This window comes from Actinomadura kijaniata (assembly GCF_014138665.1).
In the GTDB taxonomy this organism is placed as follows: Bacteria; Actinomycetota; Actinomycetes; order Streptosporangiales; family Streptosporangiaceae; genus Spirillospora; species Spirillospora kijaniata.
Genome location: NZ_JACJIA010000002.1, coordinates 778,586 through 795,630 on the forward strand (window position 1 = coordinate 778,586; position 17,045 = coordinate 795,630).

General features: G+C 71.9%; 15 protein-coding genes and 1 tRNA gene. 9 read left to right on the plus strand and 7 right to left on the minus strand.

The features are described from left to right. Positions 1 to 8 precede the first annotated feature (8 nt). Positions 9 to 776 (minus strand): IclR family transcriptional regulator, encoded by a 768-nt coding sequence (locus tag HNR61_RS11010; protein ID WP_067825548.1) that lies wholly within the window; start codon positions 774 to 776, stop codon positions 9 to 11. Positions 777 to 998: 222 nt separating this feature from the next. Here HNR61_RS11010 and HNR61_RS11015 point away from each other — a divergent pair, with 222 nt between their 5' ends. From HNR61_RS11015 to HNR61_RS11035, 5 genes are all read left to right on the plus strand, one after another. After that, complete coding sequence (locus HNR61_RS11015) at positions 999 to 1,817, plus strand: MIP/aquaporin family protein (protein WP_182842986.1); 819 nt, start codon at positions 999 to 1,001, stop codon at positions 1,815 to 1,817. A gap of 29 nt (positions 1,818 to 1,846) precedes the next feature. Beyond that, positions 1,847 to 3,364 carry a glycerol kinase GlpK gene (gene glpK / locus HNR61_RS11020; RefSeq protein ID WP_182842987.1) on the plus strand — a complete coding sequence of 506 codons (1,518 nt, stop codon included), beginning with the start codon at positions 1,847 to 1,849 and terminating at the stop codon, positions 3,362 to 3,364. Between the two features lie 92 nt (positions 3,365 to 3,456). After that, positions 3,457 to 5,094 carry a glycerol-3-phosphate dehydrogenase/oxidase gene (locus tag HNR61_RS11025; protein WP_182843217.1) on the plus strand — a complete coding sequence of 546 codons (1,638 nt, stop codon included), beginning with the start codon at positions 3,457 to 3,459 and terminating at the stop codon, positions 5,092 to 5,094. A 94-nt stretch (positions 5,095 to 5,188) separates the two neighbouring features. Beyond that, positions 5,189 to 7,324 (plus strand): WD40 repeat domain-containing protein, encoded by a 2,136-nt coding sequence (locus HNR61_RS11030; RefSeq protein WP_182842988.1) that lies wholly within the window; start codon positions 5,189 to 5,191, stop codon positions 7,322 to 7,324. A gap of 112 nt (positions 7,325 to 7,436) precedes the next feature. Then, complete coding sequence (locus HNR61_RS11035) at positions 7,437 to 7,865, plus strand: hypothetical protein (protein ID WP_182842989.1); 429 nt, start codon at positions 7,437 to 7,439, stop codon at positions 7,863 to 7,865. Positions 7,866 to 8,003: 138 nt separating this feature from the next. On the opposite strand, the gene HNR61_RS11040 is transcribed toward HNR61_RS11035, so the two are convergent. Next, a tRNA-Pro gene (locus HNR61_RS11040) sits at positions 8,004 to 8,077 on the minus strand. A gap of 146 nt (positions 8,078 to 8,223) precedes the next feature. On the opposite strand from HNR61_RS11040, the gene HNR61_RS11045 reads away from it, so the two are divergent. Together HNR61_RS11045 and HNR61_RS11050 are read left to right on the plus strand one after the other, a co-directional pair. After that, positions 8,224 to 8,715 carry a SigE family RNA polymerase sigma factor gene (locus HNR61_RS11045; RefSeq protein WP_182842990.1) on the plus strand — a complete coding sequence of 164 codons (492 nt, stop codon included), beginning with the start codon at positions 8,224 to 8,226 and terminating at the stop codon, positions 8,713 to 8,715. 5 nt (positions 8,716 to 8,720) lie between these two features. Further along, the gene (locus tag HNR61_RS11050; protein ID WP_182842991.1) at positions 8,721 to 9,737 is read left to right on the plus strand and encodes a hypothetical protein; all 1,017 of its coding nucleotides are present in this window, start codon (positions 8,721 to 8,723) and stop codon (positions 9,735 to 9,737) included. Here the strand turns inward: HNR61_RS11050 and HNR61_RS11055 are convergent. After that, entirely contained in the window at positions 9,734 to 10,642 is a 909-nt protein-coding gene (locus HNR61_RS11055; RefSeq protein WP_182842992.1) for a metallophosphoesterase, read from the minus strand. The two genes, HNR61_RS11050 and HNR61_RS11055, sit on opposite strands and share 4 nt — an antisense overlap. A 126-nt stretch (positions 10,643 to 10,768) precedes the next feature. Between HNR61_RS11055 and HNR61_RS11060 the strand changes: the two genes are divergently transcribed. Then, the gene (locus HNR61_RS11060) at positions 10,769 to 11,224 is read left to right on the plus strand and encodes a GatB/YqeY domain-containing protein (RefSeq protein WP_182842993.1); all 456 of its coding nucleotides are present in this window, start codon (positions 10,769 to 10,771) and stop codon (positions 11,222 to 11,224) included. 56 nt (positions 11,225 to 11,280) lie between these two features. Here HNR61_RS11060 and HNR61_RS11065 read toward each other — a convergent pair whose 3' ends face one another. Continuing rightward, on the minus strand, positions 11,281 to 13,566 hold the full coding sequence (locus HNR61_RS11065; RefSeq protein ID WP_182842994.1) for a penicillin-binding protein: 2,286 nt from the start codon (positions 13,564 to 13,566) through the stop codon (positions 11,281 to 11,283). A 320-nt stretch (positions 13,567 to 13,886) separates the two neighbouring features. On the opposite strand from HNR61_RS11065, the gene HNR61_RS11070 reads away from it, so the two are divergent. Further along, positions 13,887 to 14,198: a WhiB family transcriptional regulator gene (locus HNR61_RS11070; protein ID WP_067825583.1), complete on the plus strand. Its 312-nt coding sequence runs from the start codon at positions 13,887 to 13,889 to the stop codon at positions 14,196 to 14,198. Positions 14,199 to 14,414: 216 nt separating this feature from the next. Here the strand turns inward: HNR61_RS11070 and HNR61_RS11075 are convergent, their stop codons facing one another. The 3 genes from HNR61_RS11075 to bagA all read right to left on the minus strand — a co-directional run bounded on the left by HNR61_RS11075 (position 14,415) and on the right by bagA (position 16,999). After that, positions 14,415 to 14,753 (minus strand): hypothetical protein, encoded by a 339-nt coding sequence (locus HNR61_RS11075; protein ID WP_182842995.1) that lies wholly within the window; start codon positions 14,751 to 14,753, stop codon positions 14,415 to 14,417. 105 nt (positions 14,754 to 14,858) lie between these two features. Then, entirely contained in the window at positions 14,859 to 16,004 is a 1,146-nt protein-coding gene (bagB, locus tag HNR61_RS11080; RefSeq protein WP_182842996.1) for an ATPase BagB, read from the minus strand. Next, entirely contained in the window at positions 16,004 to 16,999 is a 996-nt protein-coding gene (bagA, locus tag HNR61_RS11085) for an ATPase BagA (RefSeq protein WP_312897844.1), read from the minus strand. Before bagA ends, bagB begins: the two co-directional genes overlap by 1 nt. Between the last annotated feature and the right edge of the window lie 46 nt (positions 17,000 to 17,045).

The following is a 17,045-nucleotide window of genomic DNA, read 5'->3' on the forward strand; positions in this document are numbered from 1 at the left end:
GCCTCCGCTCACCAGCGGGAGCCGCCGAACTCCCGCGACACCGCGCGGGCCGCGTCGCGCACGTAGCCCACCAGCCGCGCGTCGGGGACGCGGCGCGCGTCGCACAGGCGCTCCACCGCCCCGGAGATGCCGATCGCGCCGACCACGAGGCCGCCGTGTCCCCGGATGGGCGCGGCGATCGCGGCCTCGCCGATCGACAGCTCCTCGACCTCCGCCGCCCAGCCGTTCTCCCGGACGCGGGCGAGCGCGCGGGACAGCTCGCGGTGGTCGGTGACGGTGCGGCGGCAGAACGTCTCCAGCTCGGTCCCGCGCACCGCCGCGACGGCGTTCGCGTCGTGCGCCAGCAGCGCCTTGCCGAGGGCCGTGGCGTGCAGCGGCAGCAGCGCCCCGACGTCCAGGGTCTGGAGCGTGTCGTCGGGGCGGAAGACGTGGTGGACGACCAGGACGCGGCCCTCCAGCAGCGTGCCGATCCGCACCGCCTCGCCGCTGCGCGCCGCCAGCGCGTCCGCCCAGTTGAGGGCCCGCGAACGCAGCTCGTTGACGTCCAGGTAGCTGGAGCCCAGGTGCAGGAGGGCCGCGCCGAGCTGGTACTTGCCGGAGTCGCGGTCCTGCTCGACGAAGCCGACCCGCTCCAGGGTGCGCAGGATGCCGTGCGCGGTGCCCCGCGCCAGGCCGAGCGACGCGGCGATCTCGCCCACGCCGAGCCGGCCCGTCCCCGCCGCGAGCAGCCGCAGGATCGCGGCGGCCCGCTCGATCGACTGCACCGGTCCCGGCATGGTCGCGATGCTAGTTCCGCCGGAAGGTGTTCGACAATGTCGGCACCCTCCGGCATCGCCGTGGTAAGCCGGAGACGCTGCCCCAACGCTGTGATCCACTGCACACGGGCGAGGGTAACGGGCCGTCCCGCTCGGCAAAAGTGTTCGACAATGTCGGCACGCGTCCGTTGTTGCCGCTATGTGGCCGACTTATCGTCCTCGGCACCGACCGAGGAGGAAGCAATGGAGCGTAGAAGGGTCCCGGGCCTCACCGGCGAACTCGCGGCCGAGTTCGCCGGCACGATGATCATCATTCTGTTCGGCGTCGGCGTCGTCGCCCAGGTCGTCGCGGGCGGCATCGGCGACCACGACAGCATCGCCTGGGCCTGGGGCCTCGGCGTGACCCTCGCGGTCTACACCTCCGCCAAGATCAGCGGCGCGCATCTCAACCCGGCGGTCACCGTCGCGCTGGCGACGTTCCGCGAGTTCCCCTGGCGCAAGGTCGCCCCGTACGCGCTGGCGCAGACGCTCGGCGCGTTCGTCGGCGCGCTGCTGGTCCGCTGGAACTACAGCGAGGTGCTGGCCAAGGTCGACCCCGACCACACCATCAAGACGCAGGGCGTCTTCTCCACCCTGCCCGGCAACGGCACCCTGCCCGTCCACACCGGCGGCGCGCTGCGCGACCAGATCATCGGCACCGCGATCCTGCTCTTCCTCATCCTGGCCGTCACCGACCTGCGCAACTCCGGCCCCGCCGCCAACCTCGGTCCCGTGGTGGTCGGCCTGATCGTCGTGGCGATCGGCTTCGCGTGGGGCACCGACGCCGGGTACGCCATCAACCCCGCCCGCGACTTCGGGCCGAGGCTGGCCTCGTTCCTCACCGGCTACGACGGGGCGTGGCGCGACCAGTACGGCGACCTGTACTTCTGGGTGCCGATCGTCGGCCCGCTGGTCGGCGGCGTGCTCGGCGCCGGGCTCTACCGGCTCCTGATCGGCCGCTACCTGCCCGGCCCCGAGGACGTCACCCCGCCCGCCACCCAGCCCCAGACCGCGGCGGCCTGACCCGCCCCGATCCCCAGGAGACACAGCAGATGGCAGAGTTCGTCGGCGCGATCGACCAGGGCACCACCAGCACCCGGTTCATGATCTTCGACCACGGCGGCAACGAGATCGCCCGCCACCAGCTCGAACACGAGCAGATCCTCCCGCGGGCGGGCTGGGTGGAGCACGACCCGATCGAGATCTGGGAGCGCACCCGCGCCGTGCTCCAGTCCACCCTCAACAAGGCGAACCTCCAGGCGTCCGACCTGGCCGCGCTCGGCATCACCAACCAGCGCGAGACCACCGTCGTGTGGAACCGCCGCACCGGACGTCCCTACTACAACGCCATCGTGTGGCAGGACACCCGCACCGACCGGATCGCCTCGGCGCTGGACCGCGACGGACGCGGCGACGTCATCCGGCGGCGGACCGGACTGCCCCCGGCGACCTACTTCGCCGGCGGCAAGATCCAGTGGATCCTGGAGAACGTCGACGGCGTCCGCGAGGCCGCCGAGCGGGGCGAAGCGGTCTTCGGGACGACCGACTCGTGGCTGCTGTGGAACCTCACCGGCGGCCCCGGCGGCGGCGTGCACGTCACCGACGTCACCAACGCCAGCCGCACGATGCTGATGGACCTGGAGACCCTGGACTGGGACGACGAGCTCCTGTCGTTCTTCGGCATCCCCCGCGCGATGCTCCCGGAGATCAGGCCGTCCGCCTCGCCCGACCCCTACGGCGTGACCCGTCCCAACGGCCCGCTCGGCGGCGCGGTGCCGCTGACCGCCGCGCTCGGCGACCAGCAGGCCGCCACCGTCGGCCAGGTCTGCTTCGAGCCCGGCCAGGCCAAGAACACCTACGGCACCGGCAACTTCCTGCTGCTCAACACCGGGACGACGCCCGTCCGCTCGTCGCACGGCCTGCTCACCACCGTCTGCTACAAGTTCGGCGACCACGACCCCGTCTACGCCCTCGAAGGCTCCATCGCGGTGACCGGGTCGGCCGTGCAGTGGCTGCGCGACCAGCTCGGCATCATCTCCGGCGCGTCGCAGAGCGAGTCCCTCGCCCGCCAGGTCGAGGACAACGGCGGGGTGTACTTCGTGCCCGCGTTCTCCGGCCTGTTCGCCCCCCACTGGCGCTCGGACGCCCGCGGCGCGATCGTCGGGCTGTCCCGGTACAACACCAACGCCCACCTGGCCCGCGCCACCCTCGAATCGATCTGCTACCAGACCCGCGACGTCGTGGACGCCATGCAGAAGGACTCCGGCGTCTCCCTCGACGTCCTCAAGGTGGACGGCGGCGTCACCGCCAACGAGCTGTGCATGCAGATCCAGGCCGACATCCTCGGCGTCCCGGTCTCCCGCCCCGTGGTGGCCGAGACGACCGCCCTCGGCGCGGCCTACGGGGCGGGCCTGGCCGTCGGGTTCTGGAAGTCCACCGACGAGCTGACCGCCAACTGGAACGAGGACCGCCGCTGGGAACCCCGGTGGACCGTCGAGCAGCGCGAGAGCGGCCACGCCGGATGGCGCAAGGCCGTCACCCGGACCCTCGACTGGGTCGACGTCGACTGACGCCGGTCCCGCGGGCGGGGCGGTCCCACCCGCCCCGCCCGCACCGCAGAACCCACCACACAGACAGGAGACCCGACGTGATTTCCGTGGCCATGGGGCCGCACCACCGGGCGGCCACGCTGCGCGACCTCGCCGAGAACGAGTTCGACGTCCTAGTCGTCGGCGGCGGCATCGTCGGCGCGGGCACCGCGCTCGACGCGGTCTCCCGGGGGCTCAGCGTCGCCCTCGTCGAGGCCCGCGACTGGGCGGCCGGAACCTCCAGCCGCTCCTCCAAGCTGATCCACGGCGGCCTGCGCTACCTGGAGCAGCGCGACTTCGGACTCGTTCGCGAGGCCCTGCGCGAACGCAGCCTCCTGCTGACCACCCTCGCCCCGCACCTGGTGCGCCCGGTGCAGTTCCTCTACCCGCTGCGCAACCGCATCTGGGAACGCGCCTACGTCGGCGCGGGCGTGACCCTCTACGACACCATGGGCGGCTCGCGCGCCCTGCCCTGGCACCGCCAGCTCAGCCGCCGCGCCGCTCTGCGCATCGCCCCGGCCCTGCGCCACGACGCGTTCGTCGGGGCCGTGCAGTACTACGACGCCCAGGTGGACGACGCCCGCTACACGATGACGGTCGCCCGGACGGCGGCCCAGTACGGCGCCCGCGTCGCCACCGGCGCCGAGGTCACCGGCTTCCTGCGCGAGGGGGCCCGGGTGACCGGCGCGACGGTCCGCGACCACGGGACCGGCCGGGAGATCACCGTCCGGGCCCGCCGCGTCGTCAACACCACCGGCGTGTGGACCGACGACGCCCAGCGCATGGCCGAGACGCGCCCGGCGTTCACCGTCCAGGCGTCCAAGGGCGTGCACATCGTGGTGCCCCGCGACCGCATCCCCATGCGGACCGGCCTGATCACGCGCACGCCCAGGAGCGTCCTGTTCATCATCCCGTGGGGCCGCCACTGGATCATCGGCACCACCGACACCCCCTGGAACGACGCCCCGGACGCCCCCACCGCCGACCACGCCGACATCGACTACATCCTCGACCAGGCCAACGCCTGGCTGCGCGTCCCGCTGACCTCCGACGACATCGAGGGCGTCTACGCGGGCCTGCGCCCCCTCCTGCGCGGCGACACCGACGACACCACCCGCCTGTCCCGCGAGCACACGGTCGCCGAACCCGTTCCGGGCCTGGTCGTCGTGGCGGGCGGGAAGTTCACGACGTACCGGGTGATGGCCGAGGACGCCGTGGACGCCGCGGTCCGGGAGCTGGAGAAGGAGGTCCCCTCCTCGGCCACGGCCCGCCTGCCCCTGATCGGGGCGGTCGGCTACGAGGTCCTGTGGAACGACCGCCGCCGCATCGCCGCCGACGCGGACCTGCACGTGGCCCGCGTCGAGCACCTCCTGCGCCGCTACGGCTCCTGCGTCCACGAGGTCCTGGAACTGGTCAGGGCCGACCCGTCGCTGGGCGACCCGATCCCCGGCGCCGAGGACTACCTGAGGGCCGAGGCGGTCTACGCGGTCTCCCACGAGGGCGCGCGGACCCTGGAGGACGTCCTGACCCGCCGCACGAGGATCTCGATCGAGACCAGGGACGGCGGCCTGGCGGCGGCCGACCACGTGGCGGCGCTGATCGCCCCGTTCCTGAACTGGACCGACGCCCGGCGGACCGACGAGCTGACCCACTACAGGACCCACATCACCAAGGAGCGCCACGAGACCCCGAGCCTCCTCCCCGCCGCGTGACCCGGTCCGTGGTGTGTGCCCGGCGTATCGGGCGCACACCACGAAAAGGCCGTATCCGCCGACTTTGACGGTGGCCGCCGCTAGCTTGCTGATCATGACGGAAGACACCACCGCGCTGGTCAACGACGACCCCCGGCGGGTCCGCGACCGGACACCGGTCCACCAGGCCTCGTACGCCCTGCACCGGGACCTGGCCCCGTGGCGGCGCCGCCAGATCCTCGCGCTGGACGCGGCGCGCCTCGGAGACCGGGCGCTGTCCGCCCGGATCCTCGCGACGCCCGTCCCCGGCGAACCGGACGCCGAGTGGACGGTGGACTGGGCGACGGGCGCCCAGGTCGACCCCCGGTTGCGCGCGACGATCCCCGTCGGCCCGCACTCGGTGGAGGCGGCCACCCCGATCATGATCGAGGGGCGGCCCCACATCGTCAGCGGCGACCAGGGCGGAACGGCGTTCCTGTGGGACGCGACCACCGGCGAACGGGTCGGCGGGCCCATGAGGTGCGGCGACGACGAGACATGGGTGAAGGCCGTGGCGACGCTGGAGATCGACGGCCGCCCCCACGCCGTCACCGCCGGAACCGACGAGTTCGTGCGGGTCTGGGACCTCACCGCCTGCAAGAGGGTGGCCACGTACGAGTCCCCGTTCCGATGGGTCGAGTCCCTGGCCGCCGTCGCCGCCGGGGGACGCGCGTACGCCGTGGCCAGCTACACCAACGACGGCGCCACGAACGAGGGCCTGATCCGCTGCTGGGGCCTGCCCGCCGGCGCGACGCCGGACTGCCCCGACGACGAGGAACTCGCCGCCGTGGCCGCCGTGGTGATCGACGGCCGTCCGCATGCGGTCGCCGGTTTCCGGGACGGCGCCGTGCTGGTCTGGGACATGGCCACCGGCGCTCCGACCCGCCGGCGTCCGCGCGGCCACGACACGGCGGTGAACACGGTGACGCCCGTCGTCATCGACGACCGCCCCCACGCCATCACCACCGCCCGCGACGGAACGGCGTTCCTGTGGGACCTGACCACCGGCGACCAGGTCGGCGCGCCGCTGCTCGACCCGTCCGAACGCGCGTCCCGCATCGCCGCCGTGGACCTCGACGGCCGCGCGCACGCCCTCGTCCTGAGGCGCGACAACACCCTCGCCCTCCTCGATCTCGACACCCGCCGCGAGGTGATCGAGAGGCTGTCGCTCGGCCCCGCCGAGTCCGTGGCCGCCGCCGTGATCGACGGCCGCCCCCACGCGGTCGTCGGCCACTCCGACGGCACCGTCAGGATCTGGGCGCTGCGCCCGCTCCCCGCGGACGACCCCCGGATCCCCGGCCACCGGCAGATGATCGAGTCGATGGCCACGGTCGACCTCGACGGCCGCCCCCACATCGCCGCCGGCGCCTTCGACGGAAGCATCCGGATCTGGGACCCGGTCACCGGCGCCCCCGGCGCCACGCTGAAGACCGACGGGCTCTCCGCCGACATCACCCACGCCACGTTCCGGCTCGACGGCCGCCCCCACGCCGTCATCACCGAAGGCTCCTCCGGCACGGCGGCGGTGTGGGACCTGGCCAGCGGCGCCCGGGTCGGCGATCCGTTCACCACAGGGAGCGGCCACCGCACCAGCATCAGCGCGTTGGCCACGGTGACGATCGACGGCCGTCCCCACGCGGCCCTCTGCACCTTCAACGGAGGGCTGTACCTCTGGGACCTCGCCGCCCGCCGGTGGGTCGGCGAATCATCGGACAGCGACGAGTACTGGCAGCAAGCGGCCCCGGTGGAGATCGACGGACGGCCCCACCTGGTCACCGCCGCGCTGGGCGGCGCGCTGCGGCTCTGGGACCTGACCACCTGCGGCCCGGTGGGCGACCCGCTGACCGGCCACGACGCGTCCGTCAGCACCATCACCACCACAACGGTCGACGGCCGCCCCCACGCCGTCACGGGAAGCTCGGACCAGACCGTCCGCCTCTGGGACCTGACCACCGGCACCCAGGTCGGCGACCCCGTCACCGCCCACGAGTGGGAGGTGAACGCCGTGGCCGTGGGCACCCTCGGCGGCCGCCGGGTCATCGCGACCGGAGGCGACGACCACACGGTCCGCCTCTGGGACCTCGCCACCAGGGAACAGGTGGGCCGGGACCTGAACTTCACCTGGAAGGTCTTCGGTGTGGAGATCCTCCCGGACGACCGGATCGCCGTGGCCTTCGGCCAGGAGGTCGCCGTCCTGACCAGGACGGCATAGCCCCTGGGGGCCAGTCGGACCGGACAAGATGGGATCTCGGCTCCTTGTCCGGTCCGCGCGCGGTCGGCATGGTCGGTGGTCCCGGAAAGATCACCGACATCGAGGAGCAGCGATGCGAAGGATCGTCCACAGGACCCTGGCCATCGGCACGGCCGCCGCCGCGGGGGTGGCCGTGCTGGGCGCGACGGGAACGGCCCAGGCCGCCATCAAGCCCAGCGCCACGGTCAGCTGCACCAGCAAGCAGGGCGACAGGGGAACGCTGTACTTCTACAAGACCGACCTCTACGGCTACAAGGCCACCTACAAGATCAAGCTCAAGGGCCACGGCACCCGCACCGCCAACGACGTCGAGTTCTCGGACGACGGCCTCATCACCGGCACCGAGAAGCACGTCACCCGAAAGGCGAGGTCCGACAACAAGGTCCACACCCTGTTCGACCAGACCTACACCCGGACCCGCGGCTACATCAAGGTCAAGTTCATCTTCGACATCCCCAAGGTCAAGGACCACTGGTGCACCACGAAGAAGAAGTGGATCTGACACCGCCCCACCACCGGGCGGTCCCACCGAACCGGACCGTCCGGTCCCTTCCCTGACCGAGGAACCACAGACCGCCCACGAACGCGGAAGAGGCCCGTCTCTCACGAGAGACGGGCCTCTGACCTGCTGCTCAACCTGTCGGGGTGGCGGGATTTGAACCCACGACCTCTTCGTCCCGAACGAAGCGCGCTGCCAAGCTGCGCTACACCCCGGTTGGTGGCTGCCCGGGAGTCGATCGGTTCTCCCGGCGCCGAAGACAACTCTAGCGGATGTCGGGGAGTGCTGCGGACGCAATATTCGGGGCGTCGTGCAACCATTCGCCCGGTTCGACGCATCGAGGGGGCATGGAGCTGACCGGATGAGCCGCCGTGAGCGGGAGTTCACGGCCTACGCGGAGGAGCGGCTGCCGTGGTTGCGGCGGCTGGCCTACCTGCTGTGCGGGGACTGGCACCGCGCCGACGACCTCGCGCAGACGACCTTGATGCAGTTGTTCGTGAAGTGGCGGCAGGCCCGGGGCGCCGACAGCGTCGACGCCTACGTGCGGACCATGCTCGTGCGGGTCTACCTGGGAGAACGGCGGGGCGGCTGGGCCTCGCGGGTCTGGGTCGGCGGCCGGACGCCGGAGGAGGCCGGGCGGGAGGTCGACGTCGCCTCGGCGATGGACGTGCGGGACGCGCTGGCGCTGGTGCCGCCGAGGCAGCGGGCCGCGCTGGTGCTGCGCTTCTACTGTGACCTGACTCACGAACAGGCCGCTGAGGTGCTCGGATGCTCGGTCGGAACGGTGAAGAGCCAGACGGCGCGCGGGCTGGACGCGTTGCGCCGGGTGATGTCGGCGGTCGAAGGGGCGTGAGGGACGTGGACGTGCGACGGATCGTGGACGAGATGGCCCGGGAGCCGCAGCCTCCCGGCGGGATCGACCTCGGAGCGGCGGTGCGGGCGGGGAAGCGGCGGCTGCTGTGGCGGCGGGCCGTGGCCGGAGGCGGTGCGATGGCCGCGCTGGTCGCCGGGGTGATGGTGTGGCCCGCGGCGGAGGCGGAACGGATGACGCCCGCCGGGCCGAGCGCGCCCACGGGGTTCGACCCGATGGTGCGGCATCTGGAGTTCGGCTGGGTGCCGGACGGGCTGTCGGCCAGGGGCGTCGACAACGGCACCCGCCACGCGGCGATCACCGCCGGGCCCCGGCCGCGGGACGAGCGCGTGTTCGAGGCGCCGACGCTGGCGGTGGTGTTCGGGGCGCGGGGCGCCGCGATCGACGACGCCGGGCCGAGGATCGGGGTGCCGGGGGGCGACGGGCGCGGGAACTGCCCGATGAACGACAAGATCACCGAACCCGCCCCCCAGGTCGGCGGACGCCCGGCGGTCTGGCGCTCGCTCCAGGCCCCCATGACCGGCTGCCGGCCGGTCGTCAGGGAGCTGCGCTGGGAGTACGCGCCGGGAGCGTGGGCGGCGGTCCGGCTGGAGAGGACGCCTGAGGGAACCGACCGCAAGGACGCGATGATGCGGGTCGCCCGCTCGGTCCGGAGCGGCCTGAACGCGCCCCTGCGCCTTCCGTTCCGGCTGGCGGAGCCCCTCACCCCCGCCAGGCTCACGACCGGCCAGGCGAAGCCGAACTGGAACGTCCACGTCGAGTACAGCGGACAGCGGACCTGCTCGGTGGGGGCGCGGCCGAGCGCCTACCGCGACCGGCACGGCGAGGTCGGCCCCGCCGACACGACGTTCGACGGCCGGCCCGCCCGCCGGACCGGCCCCGAGCTGACCGTGTTCGGCATGAAGGGGCTGGACGTCAGCGTGGCCTGCGCGACGGACACCGACCGGACCATGCGTTCGATCAGCGTCCCGGAGCAGCGCTGGAAGGACTGGTCCGCCGGTTAGACGACCGGCTCGCGCGGGACCAGGGTCAGCAGGGAGGCCTCCGGGGGGCAGCAGAAGCGCATGGGCGCCGTGGGGGACGTGCCGAGGCCGGCGGAGACGTGCAGCCAGGCGCCCTTGTGCTTGTGCAGGCCCTTGACCCGCTTGCGGTCGATGCCGCTGTTGGTCGCCAGGGCCCCGTAGAACGGCACGCACACCTGCCCGCCGTGCGTGTGGCCCGCCAGCAGCAGGTCGTAGCCGTCGGCCACGAAGCGGTCCATGTTGCGCGGTTCCGGCGAGTGCATCACACCCAGGTGCACGTCGGCCTGCGGGTCCACCGGGCCGGCGATCTTGTCGTAGCGGTCGCGGCCGATGTGGGAGTCGTCGATGCCGCCGAACTCCACGTCCAGGCCGCCGACCTTCAGCCGCCCGATCCGGTTGTTCAGGTCCAGCCATCCGGCGGCCTGGAGCGAGGAGCCCAGGGCGCGGTAGGGCAGGTCCGGTTCGCGGCGGCGCTTCTTGTAGTCGGCCTGGCTGGTCCGCCAGATGTACCGCAGCGGGTTCTTGAAGACCGGCGAGTACAGGTCGTTGGAGCCGTAGACGAACACGCCGGGCCGGTCCAGCAGGGGGCCGAGGGCGTCCAGGAACGGCCCGATCGCGTCGGGGTGGCCGAGGGAGTCGCCGGTGTTGACGACCAGGTCCGGCTCCAGCGCGTCCAGCGAGCGCACCCAGTGGATCAGCCGGGAGCGGCCGGGCGTCAGGTGCGCGTCGGAGAGGTGCAGGATCCGCACCGGGGGCCGGCCCTCGGGCAGCACCGGCACCTCGAACCGGCGCAGCCGGAACCAGTTGCGTTCGAGCACCGAGGCGTATCCGAACGCGACGGCGCCGGTCCCCGCCAACGCCAGCGGCGCGGCGTACAGCTTTCGCACGGTTCATCCCTCCGGAGCGTTCCGTCCTCCCCCAATGCTCCCAGACGGGGCGCGCGCGTGCCCAATCGCGGCGGGCCGGCGTTAATCCTGGTGAGCACGGCGGGGCGGGACGGGCATGATGGACCCATGAGCACCCTGAAGGAGAAGCTGGAGAACGACCTCTCGACCGCCATGAAGGCCCGCGACCAGGTGCGCACCCGCACCCTGCGGATGGCCCTGACCGCGGTGAAGAACGAGGAGGTCGCCGGCAGGCAGGCCCGTGAGCTGAGCGACGACGACGTCGTCAAGGTGCTCACCCGGGAGGCCAAGAAGCGCCGCGAGGCCGCCACCGAGTTCGCCAAGGCGGGCCGTGAGGAGCAGGCGCAGGCCGAGCGGGACGAGGGCGCGGTGCTGGACGAGTACCTGCCGGCCCAGCTCACCGACGAGGAGCTGACCGCGCTGGTCGCCGACGCCATCGCCGAGACCGGGGCGGCGGGCCCGCGCGCGATGGGCCAGGTCATGAAGGTCGTGAACCCGAAGGCCGCGGGCCGCGCCGAGGGCGGCCGGGTCGCCGCCGAGGTGAAGCGCCAGCTCGCCTCCTGAGCGGGACGCGCGAGGGCCCGGCACCGCCAGGTGCCGGGCCCTCGCCGCGTCCGGGGCTACCGGGAGAAGCCGGTGGGCGGTTGGCCCCGGTCCTCACCTTCGCCCTTGTCGCCGTTGCTCAGGAACAGCGTCACGATGGCCCCGGACGAGGTCTCGTCCCCGGCGTCCGGCGAGGTCGAGGCCACGGTGCCCTTGGGCCGGTCGGACGGCACCGGCCGCGGCGAGACCTTGACCTCCAGCCCGGCGCCCTTCAGCTTGGCGGTCGCCGCGCCCGCCGACATGCCCCGCACGTCCGGGACGGCGACGGTGTCGCCGAAGTCCTCGGCGGAGGTGCTGAAGTTCAGGACGGGCTTGCCCGACAGCGCGCCGCGCATCCCCGACGCCCACATCGACAGCGGCTGGTCCGCGCCGTACACCCCGTAGACCTTGTACCGCCATGGGCCGCGGAAGTCCCAGTAGGCGGCGGCGCCGGCCAGGTTCGGGGTGTGCCCGGCGAACACCGCGCAGGTGTGCGCCTCGCACGTTCCGGTCTTGCCGGCCTGCGGGCGGCCGAGGCCGCCGCTTCCCCTGGCGGTGCCCTTGGTGAACACGCCGCGCAGGATCTCGTTGGTCTTGTCGGCGACGGCCTGGTCGACGACCTGCTGGCAGTCGGGCTTGGGCAGCTTCAGCTTGCGGCCCGCCGCGTCGGTGACGTCGGTGACGGAGACCGGCGCGCAGTACTTGCCGCGCGCGGCGATGCCGGCGTAGGCGGCGGCCAGGTGCACCATGTCGATGTCGTTCACGCCGAGGACCTGGGCGGGGTACTCCTGGAGCGGCGCGCCGTTGGCCTGCTTCATGCCGAACTTCTTGGCCATCTTGACCGCGTTGCACAGGCCGACGCGCTTCTCGAGCTGGGCGTAGAAGGTGTTGACCGACATCCAGGTGCCGGTCTTGAGGTTGTACGGCCCGGTCTCGGCGGGGTCGGAGTTGCGCGGGCTCCAGACGCCCTGGACCCTGCCCTTGCAGTCGGTCATGCCGGACACCGTGGTCTGGCTGCCCGTGGTGATCGACGAGCTGACCGGGATGCCCTGGTCGAGCGCCGCCAGCAGCGTGAACACCTTGAACGTCGATCCGGCCGACACGCCGCTGCCGCCGCCGTGCTGGGAGTCGGCGGCCAGGTTGATGGTCGTGCGGGTCTTGCTGGAGGCGCCGAACTTCTTGCTCTGCCCGACCGCCCGCACGTACCCGGTGCCGGGCTCGACCATCGCCATCGCGCCGACCTTGTTGTCGGCGGGGGAGACGACGTTGCGCACCGCGTTGTCCAGGGACCGCTGCGCCTGCGTGTCGAGGGTGGTGCGGATGACGTAGCCGCCGCGGTTCAGCTTGTTGACGACCCCCTGCTGCTCCTTCGGCTTCATCTGCCAGTACTTGCCGTCCGACAGGATGTTGAGCATGTCGTACTTGACGTACTCGCAGAAGAACGGGGCCTTGCTCTGCTCGCAGCCGCCGACCGGGTCGGTGCGGTTCAGCCGGATCGGCTTGGCGGCGGCGGCGTCGGCCTGCTGCTTGGTGATGTGCCCGAGCTGCGCCATCCGGTAGAGAACGGTGTCGCGGCGCTTGCGCGCGTCGTTCGGGTTGCGGATGGGGTCGAAGGCGGTCGGGTTCTGGGTGATGCCCGCCAGCAGCGCCGCCTCCTCCAGCTTGAGCTTGGCGGCGGGCTTGCTGAAGTAGCGCTTGGCGGCGGCCTGGACGCCGTAGGCGCCGGCGCCGAAGTAGGCGATGTTCAGGTAGCCCTCAAGGATCTTGTCCTTGCTCATCCGCTGCTCCACGTCGAGGGCGTAGCGCAGCTCGCGCAGCTTGCGGCCGACGGTGGGGGCGGTGGCCTGCTGGTACTCCTCCTGCGTGCGGGCGCTGTCCACCAGCAGGTTCTTGACGTACTGCTGGGTGAGCGTCGAACCGCCCTGGGTCTGCTCGGAGTTGGCGTTGGTCGCCATCGCCCGGATCGTGCCCTTCAGGTCCAGCGCGCCGTGCTGGTAGAACCGCGAGTCCTCGATGTCGACGATCGCCTGCCGCATGATGGGCGCGACCTGGTCGAGCCGGACCGACTCGCGGAACTTGTCGAAGAACCGGGCGATCTCCCGGCCCGAGGCGTCGTAGACGACGGTCTTCTCCGATGGCCGGTCGGTCTTGAGCCGGCTGTCCATCTGCTGGAAGTTGTTGGAGGCGTCCCGTGCCGTGAGTCCGGCGCTGCCCACCGCCGGCAGCGCGACGAACGCCAGCAGGACGCCCGCGACCGTCGCCGCGCACAGGAGTCTCAGCAGAGTGGAGAAGGGGTTGCCCCGACCTTCGTTCGCATCGTGCACGCGACAAGAGTACGCGGGACGACCAGTGCATACGGGACGGGTCGCCCGTCCCGGCGCGGCGTTTGCCCCCGACGGAACGATCTTTCACCTGGTCACGGATGACAACCCGGCGCCGTGTCCGGGCGTCAAGAAGAGGTAACTAGTCCGTTCCGGCGGTATGGCCCTGGTGGGCCATATCGAGAATGGGCCCATCGGGGACTGTTGATTCTCCCCTCGCTTCCGTAAGTTCTTCCCCACGGCTTTCGTTTGGCGGCCTGACGTCCGCGCCCGTCTGGCCATGGAGCGCAAATCGACACAGACCCTAGGGGAGTGGGGCCAAGATGTGGATCACGGATTGGACCGCCCGCGCCGCCTGCCGTAACGCGGATCCAGACGCCCTGTTCGTGCAGGGAGCGGCGCAGAACCGAGCCAAGCTCATCTGCCGCGGCTGCCCGGTGCGCACCGAGTGTCTCGCCGACGCCCTGGACAACCGCATCGAGTTCGGGGTGTGGGGCGGGATGACCGAGCGGGAGCGTCGCGCCCTGCTGCGGCGGCGTCCGGACGTGCGGTCGTGGCGCGATCTGCTGGAGACCGCGAAGGAAGAGTACGAGCGGTCGGCGGATGACAACGAGGAAGAGCTCGTCGCGAGCTGACGAGGGGGAGTCCGGCGGAACACGTTCCCGTGATTCCCGGGCCCGCCGGACACGAGGACCACGACAACGGCCATGGACGTGCGCTCACCGCGCCGCGTCCGTGGCCGTTGCGCATGGTGTCCCCGGTTTTTGGACTGCGTCTATTTCTGATTCATTCAAGACCGTTTGTGGTGCCGTCCGCATGCGGCCACGACAGTTCCGTTTAGCGCCAGGTGATCACGCCGACGCCACGACGGAGGCGAACACCATGGCCTGGAGCGTCGCCTGAGCCGTGACGAGCACCGGCCGCATTACGGCGGCGGCCCGCACGCGGCGCGGCAGCGCCACCGCGACGATTCCGGTCGCGGCACTGCCCCAGAACGCCCACCACGCGACCGGCAGCCAGGTGTCGGCCGCGGGGTCGCAGGTCTCGCCGTAGGTGAGGCAACGGCCGAACGTCTCGGTGCTCAGCACATAGATCCAGGCCAGCACCGTCACGGGCAGCAATGTGACGAGTCCGACGACGGCGCCCACGCGCCAGGGGTCCCGCCGTGTCCGGGTGGAGATCGTGCTCATACCTCCACCCAACCGCCGGGACGGGGTGGGGCGTATCCGTGGAAGTACTCAGCTGGAGATCCCCGGATACTCAGACCCGCGCGGGGCGCGCCGTCGTGGAGGAGGTCAGGCGGCCGGGGCGGACTTCCCGTTCGACAGGTCCTCGCCGACCTGCCGCAGGCCGTCGAGGTCGTGGACGTCCTCGGCCTGGGCGGGGACGGCGGTGACCGGAACGGCCGGGTGCGTGGAGCTGAAGTGGTCGCGCAGCCGTCCCTCCCGCGCCGCGAGCTGCATCCGGGCGGTGTGCAGCCGCAGCAGCTTGGCGGTGAGGTCGTGCTCCCCGCGCTCCTCCAGCGTCTCGGCGGCGGCCTGGGCGCGCGCGGCCGACAGGCAGTCGTCGCACTCGTGGACGCGGTTGACGATCAGTCCGGCGAGCGGCATGCGCTCCTCGGCGAGGCGCTCCACGAAGTAGGACGCCTCGCGCAGCGCGTCCGGCTCGGGCGCGGCGACCACCAGGAACGCGGTGCCCGGCGTCTGGAGCAGCCGGAACGTCTTCTCCGCCCGCTCCCGGAACCCGCCGAACATCGTGTCGAACGCCGCCACGAACGTCTGCACGTCCCGCAGCAGCTGCACGCCCAGCACCTTGTTGATCACGCCGGTGAACATCCCGAACCCGGCGCTGATCACCTTCACGCCGAGCCGCCCGCCGCTCTTGGCCGGGGCCGCCAGGATCCGCATGAAGCGGCCGTCCAGGAAGCGCCCCATCCGCTCGGGCGCGTCGAGGAAGTCCAGCGCGTTCCGCGACGGCGGCGTGTCCACGATGATCAGGTCCCACGCGCCGGACCGGTGCAGCTGCCCCAGCTTCTCCATCGCCATGTACTCCTGCGTGCCCGACAGGGACGACGACAGCGACTGGTAGAAGGGGTTGGCGAGGATCTGCCGGGCCCGGTCGGGGTCGGCGTGCGCCTCGACGATCTCGTCGAAGGTGCGCTTCATGTCGAGCATCATGGCGTGCAGCTCGCCGTCGCCGTCGATCTCGATCCGGCGCGGGTTGTTGTCGAGCTCCGACAGGCCCATCGACTGCGCGAGCCGCCGCGCCGGGTCCACGGTGAGCACCACCACGTCGCGGCCGCGTTCGGCGGCCCGCACGCCCAGCGCGGCGGCCGTGGTGGTCTTGCCGACGCCGCCGGACCCGCAGCACACGATGATCTTGGTGCGGGGGTCGTCGATCAGCGCGTCCACGTCCAGGACGGGCGCGTTCCTCCCGGTCATCAAGCGGCTCCCTGTTCCCGAAGTGCCCGCGCCAGGTCGTACAGCCCGGCCAGATCCACGCCGTCCGACAGCAGCGGCAGCGTGTAGCGCGGCTGCTCGATCCGTTCCAGGCGTTCCTTCTCCCGCCGTTGCAGCGCGGTGCGGCGGGCGTGCGCGACGGCCTCGGCGGCGAGGACGGCGGCGACGCGCTCGGCGTCGTCCTCCAGCCCGGCGGACTTCACGCCCCGGACGATCTCGTCCAGGTCGAGGCGCTCCCCGGCCGCGGCGGCCAGCTCGTCCTCGGCCAGCAGCGGCGGGTGCTCCATGTTGACGAACACACCGCCGACCGGAAGGCCGACCTCGCGGAGCTCGGTGATGCCGTCCATGGTCTCCTGGACCGGCATCTCCTCCAGCAGCGTCACGAAGTGGACGGCCGTCTCGGGGCTGCGCACGACGCGCATCACGGTGTCGGCGTGGTTGCGGACCGGGCCGACCTTGGCCAGGCCGGAGACCTCGTCGTTGACGTTGAGGAACTTGGTGATCCGGCCGGTCGGCGGGGCGTCCATGACGACCGCGTCGTAGACGAACGCGCCGTTCTTCTCCTTGCGGCGGACGGCCTCGCTGGTCTTGCCGGTGAGGATCACGTCGCGCAGGCCGGGCGCGATGGTGGTGACGAAGTCGACCACGCCGAGCTTCGTCATCGCCTTCCCGGCGCGCTTGAGGTTGTAGAACATCTCGAGGTACTCGATGAGCGCCTCTTCGGTGTCGATGGCGAGCGCGTACACCTCGCCACCGTCCGGGGCGACGGCGACCCTGCGCTCTTCGTAGGGCAGCGGCGGGACGTCGAAGAGCTGGGCGATGCCCTGCCTTCCCTCGACCTCGACCAGCAGCACCCTGCGCCCGCCGGCGGCCAGCGCCAGGGCGAGTGCGGCCGCGACGGTCGTCTTCCCGGTGCCGCCTTTACCGGTGACCACATGGAGGCGTACGCCGTCCCAGTCGGTGTCTTTCGCGCTCACCTGATCGACCATATCGTTCGCTCGGCAAGGACTTCAGAGGGTGCCC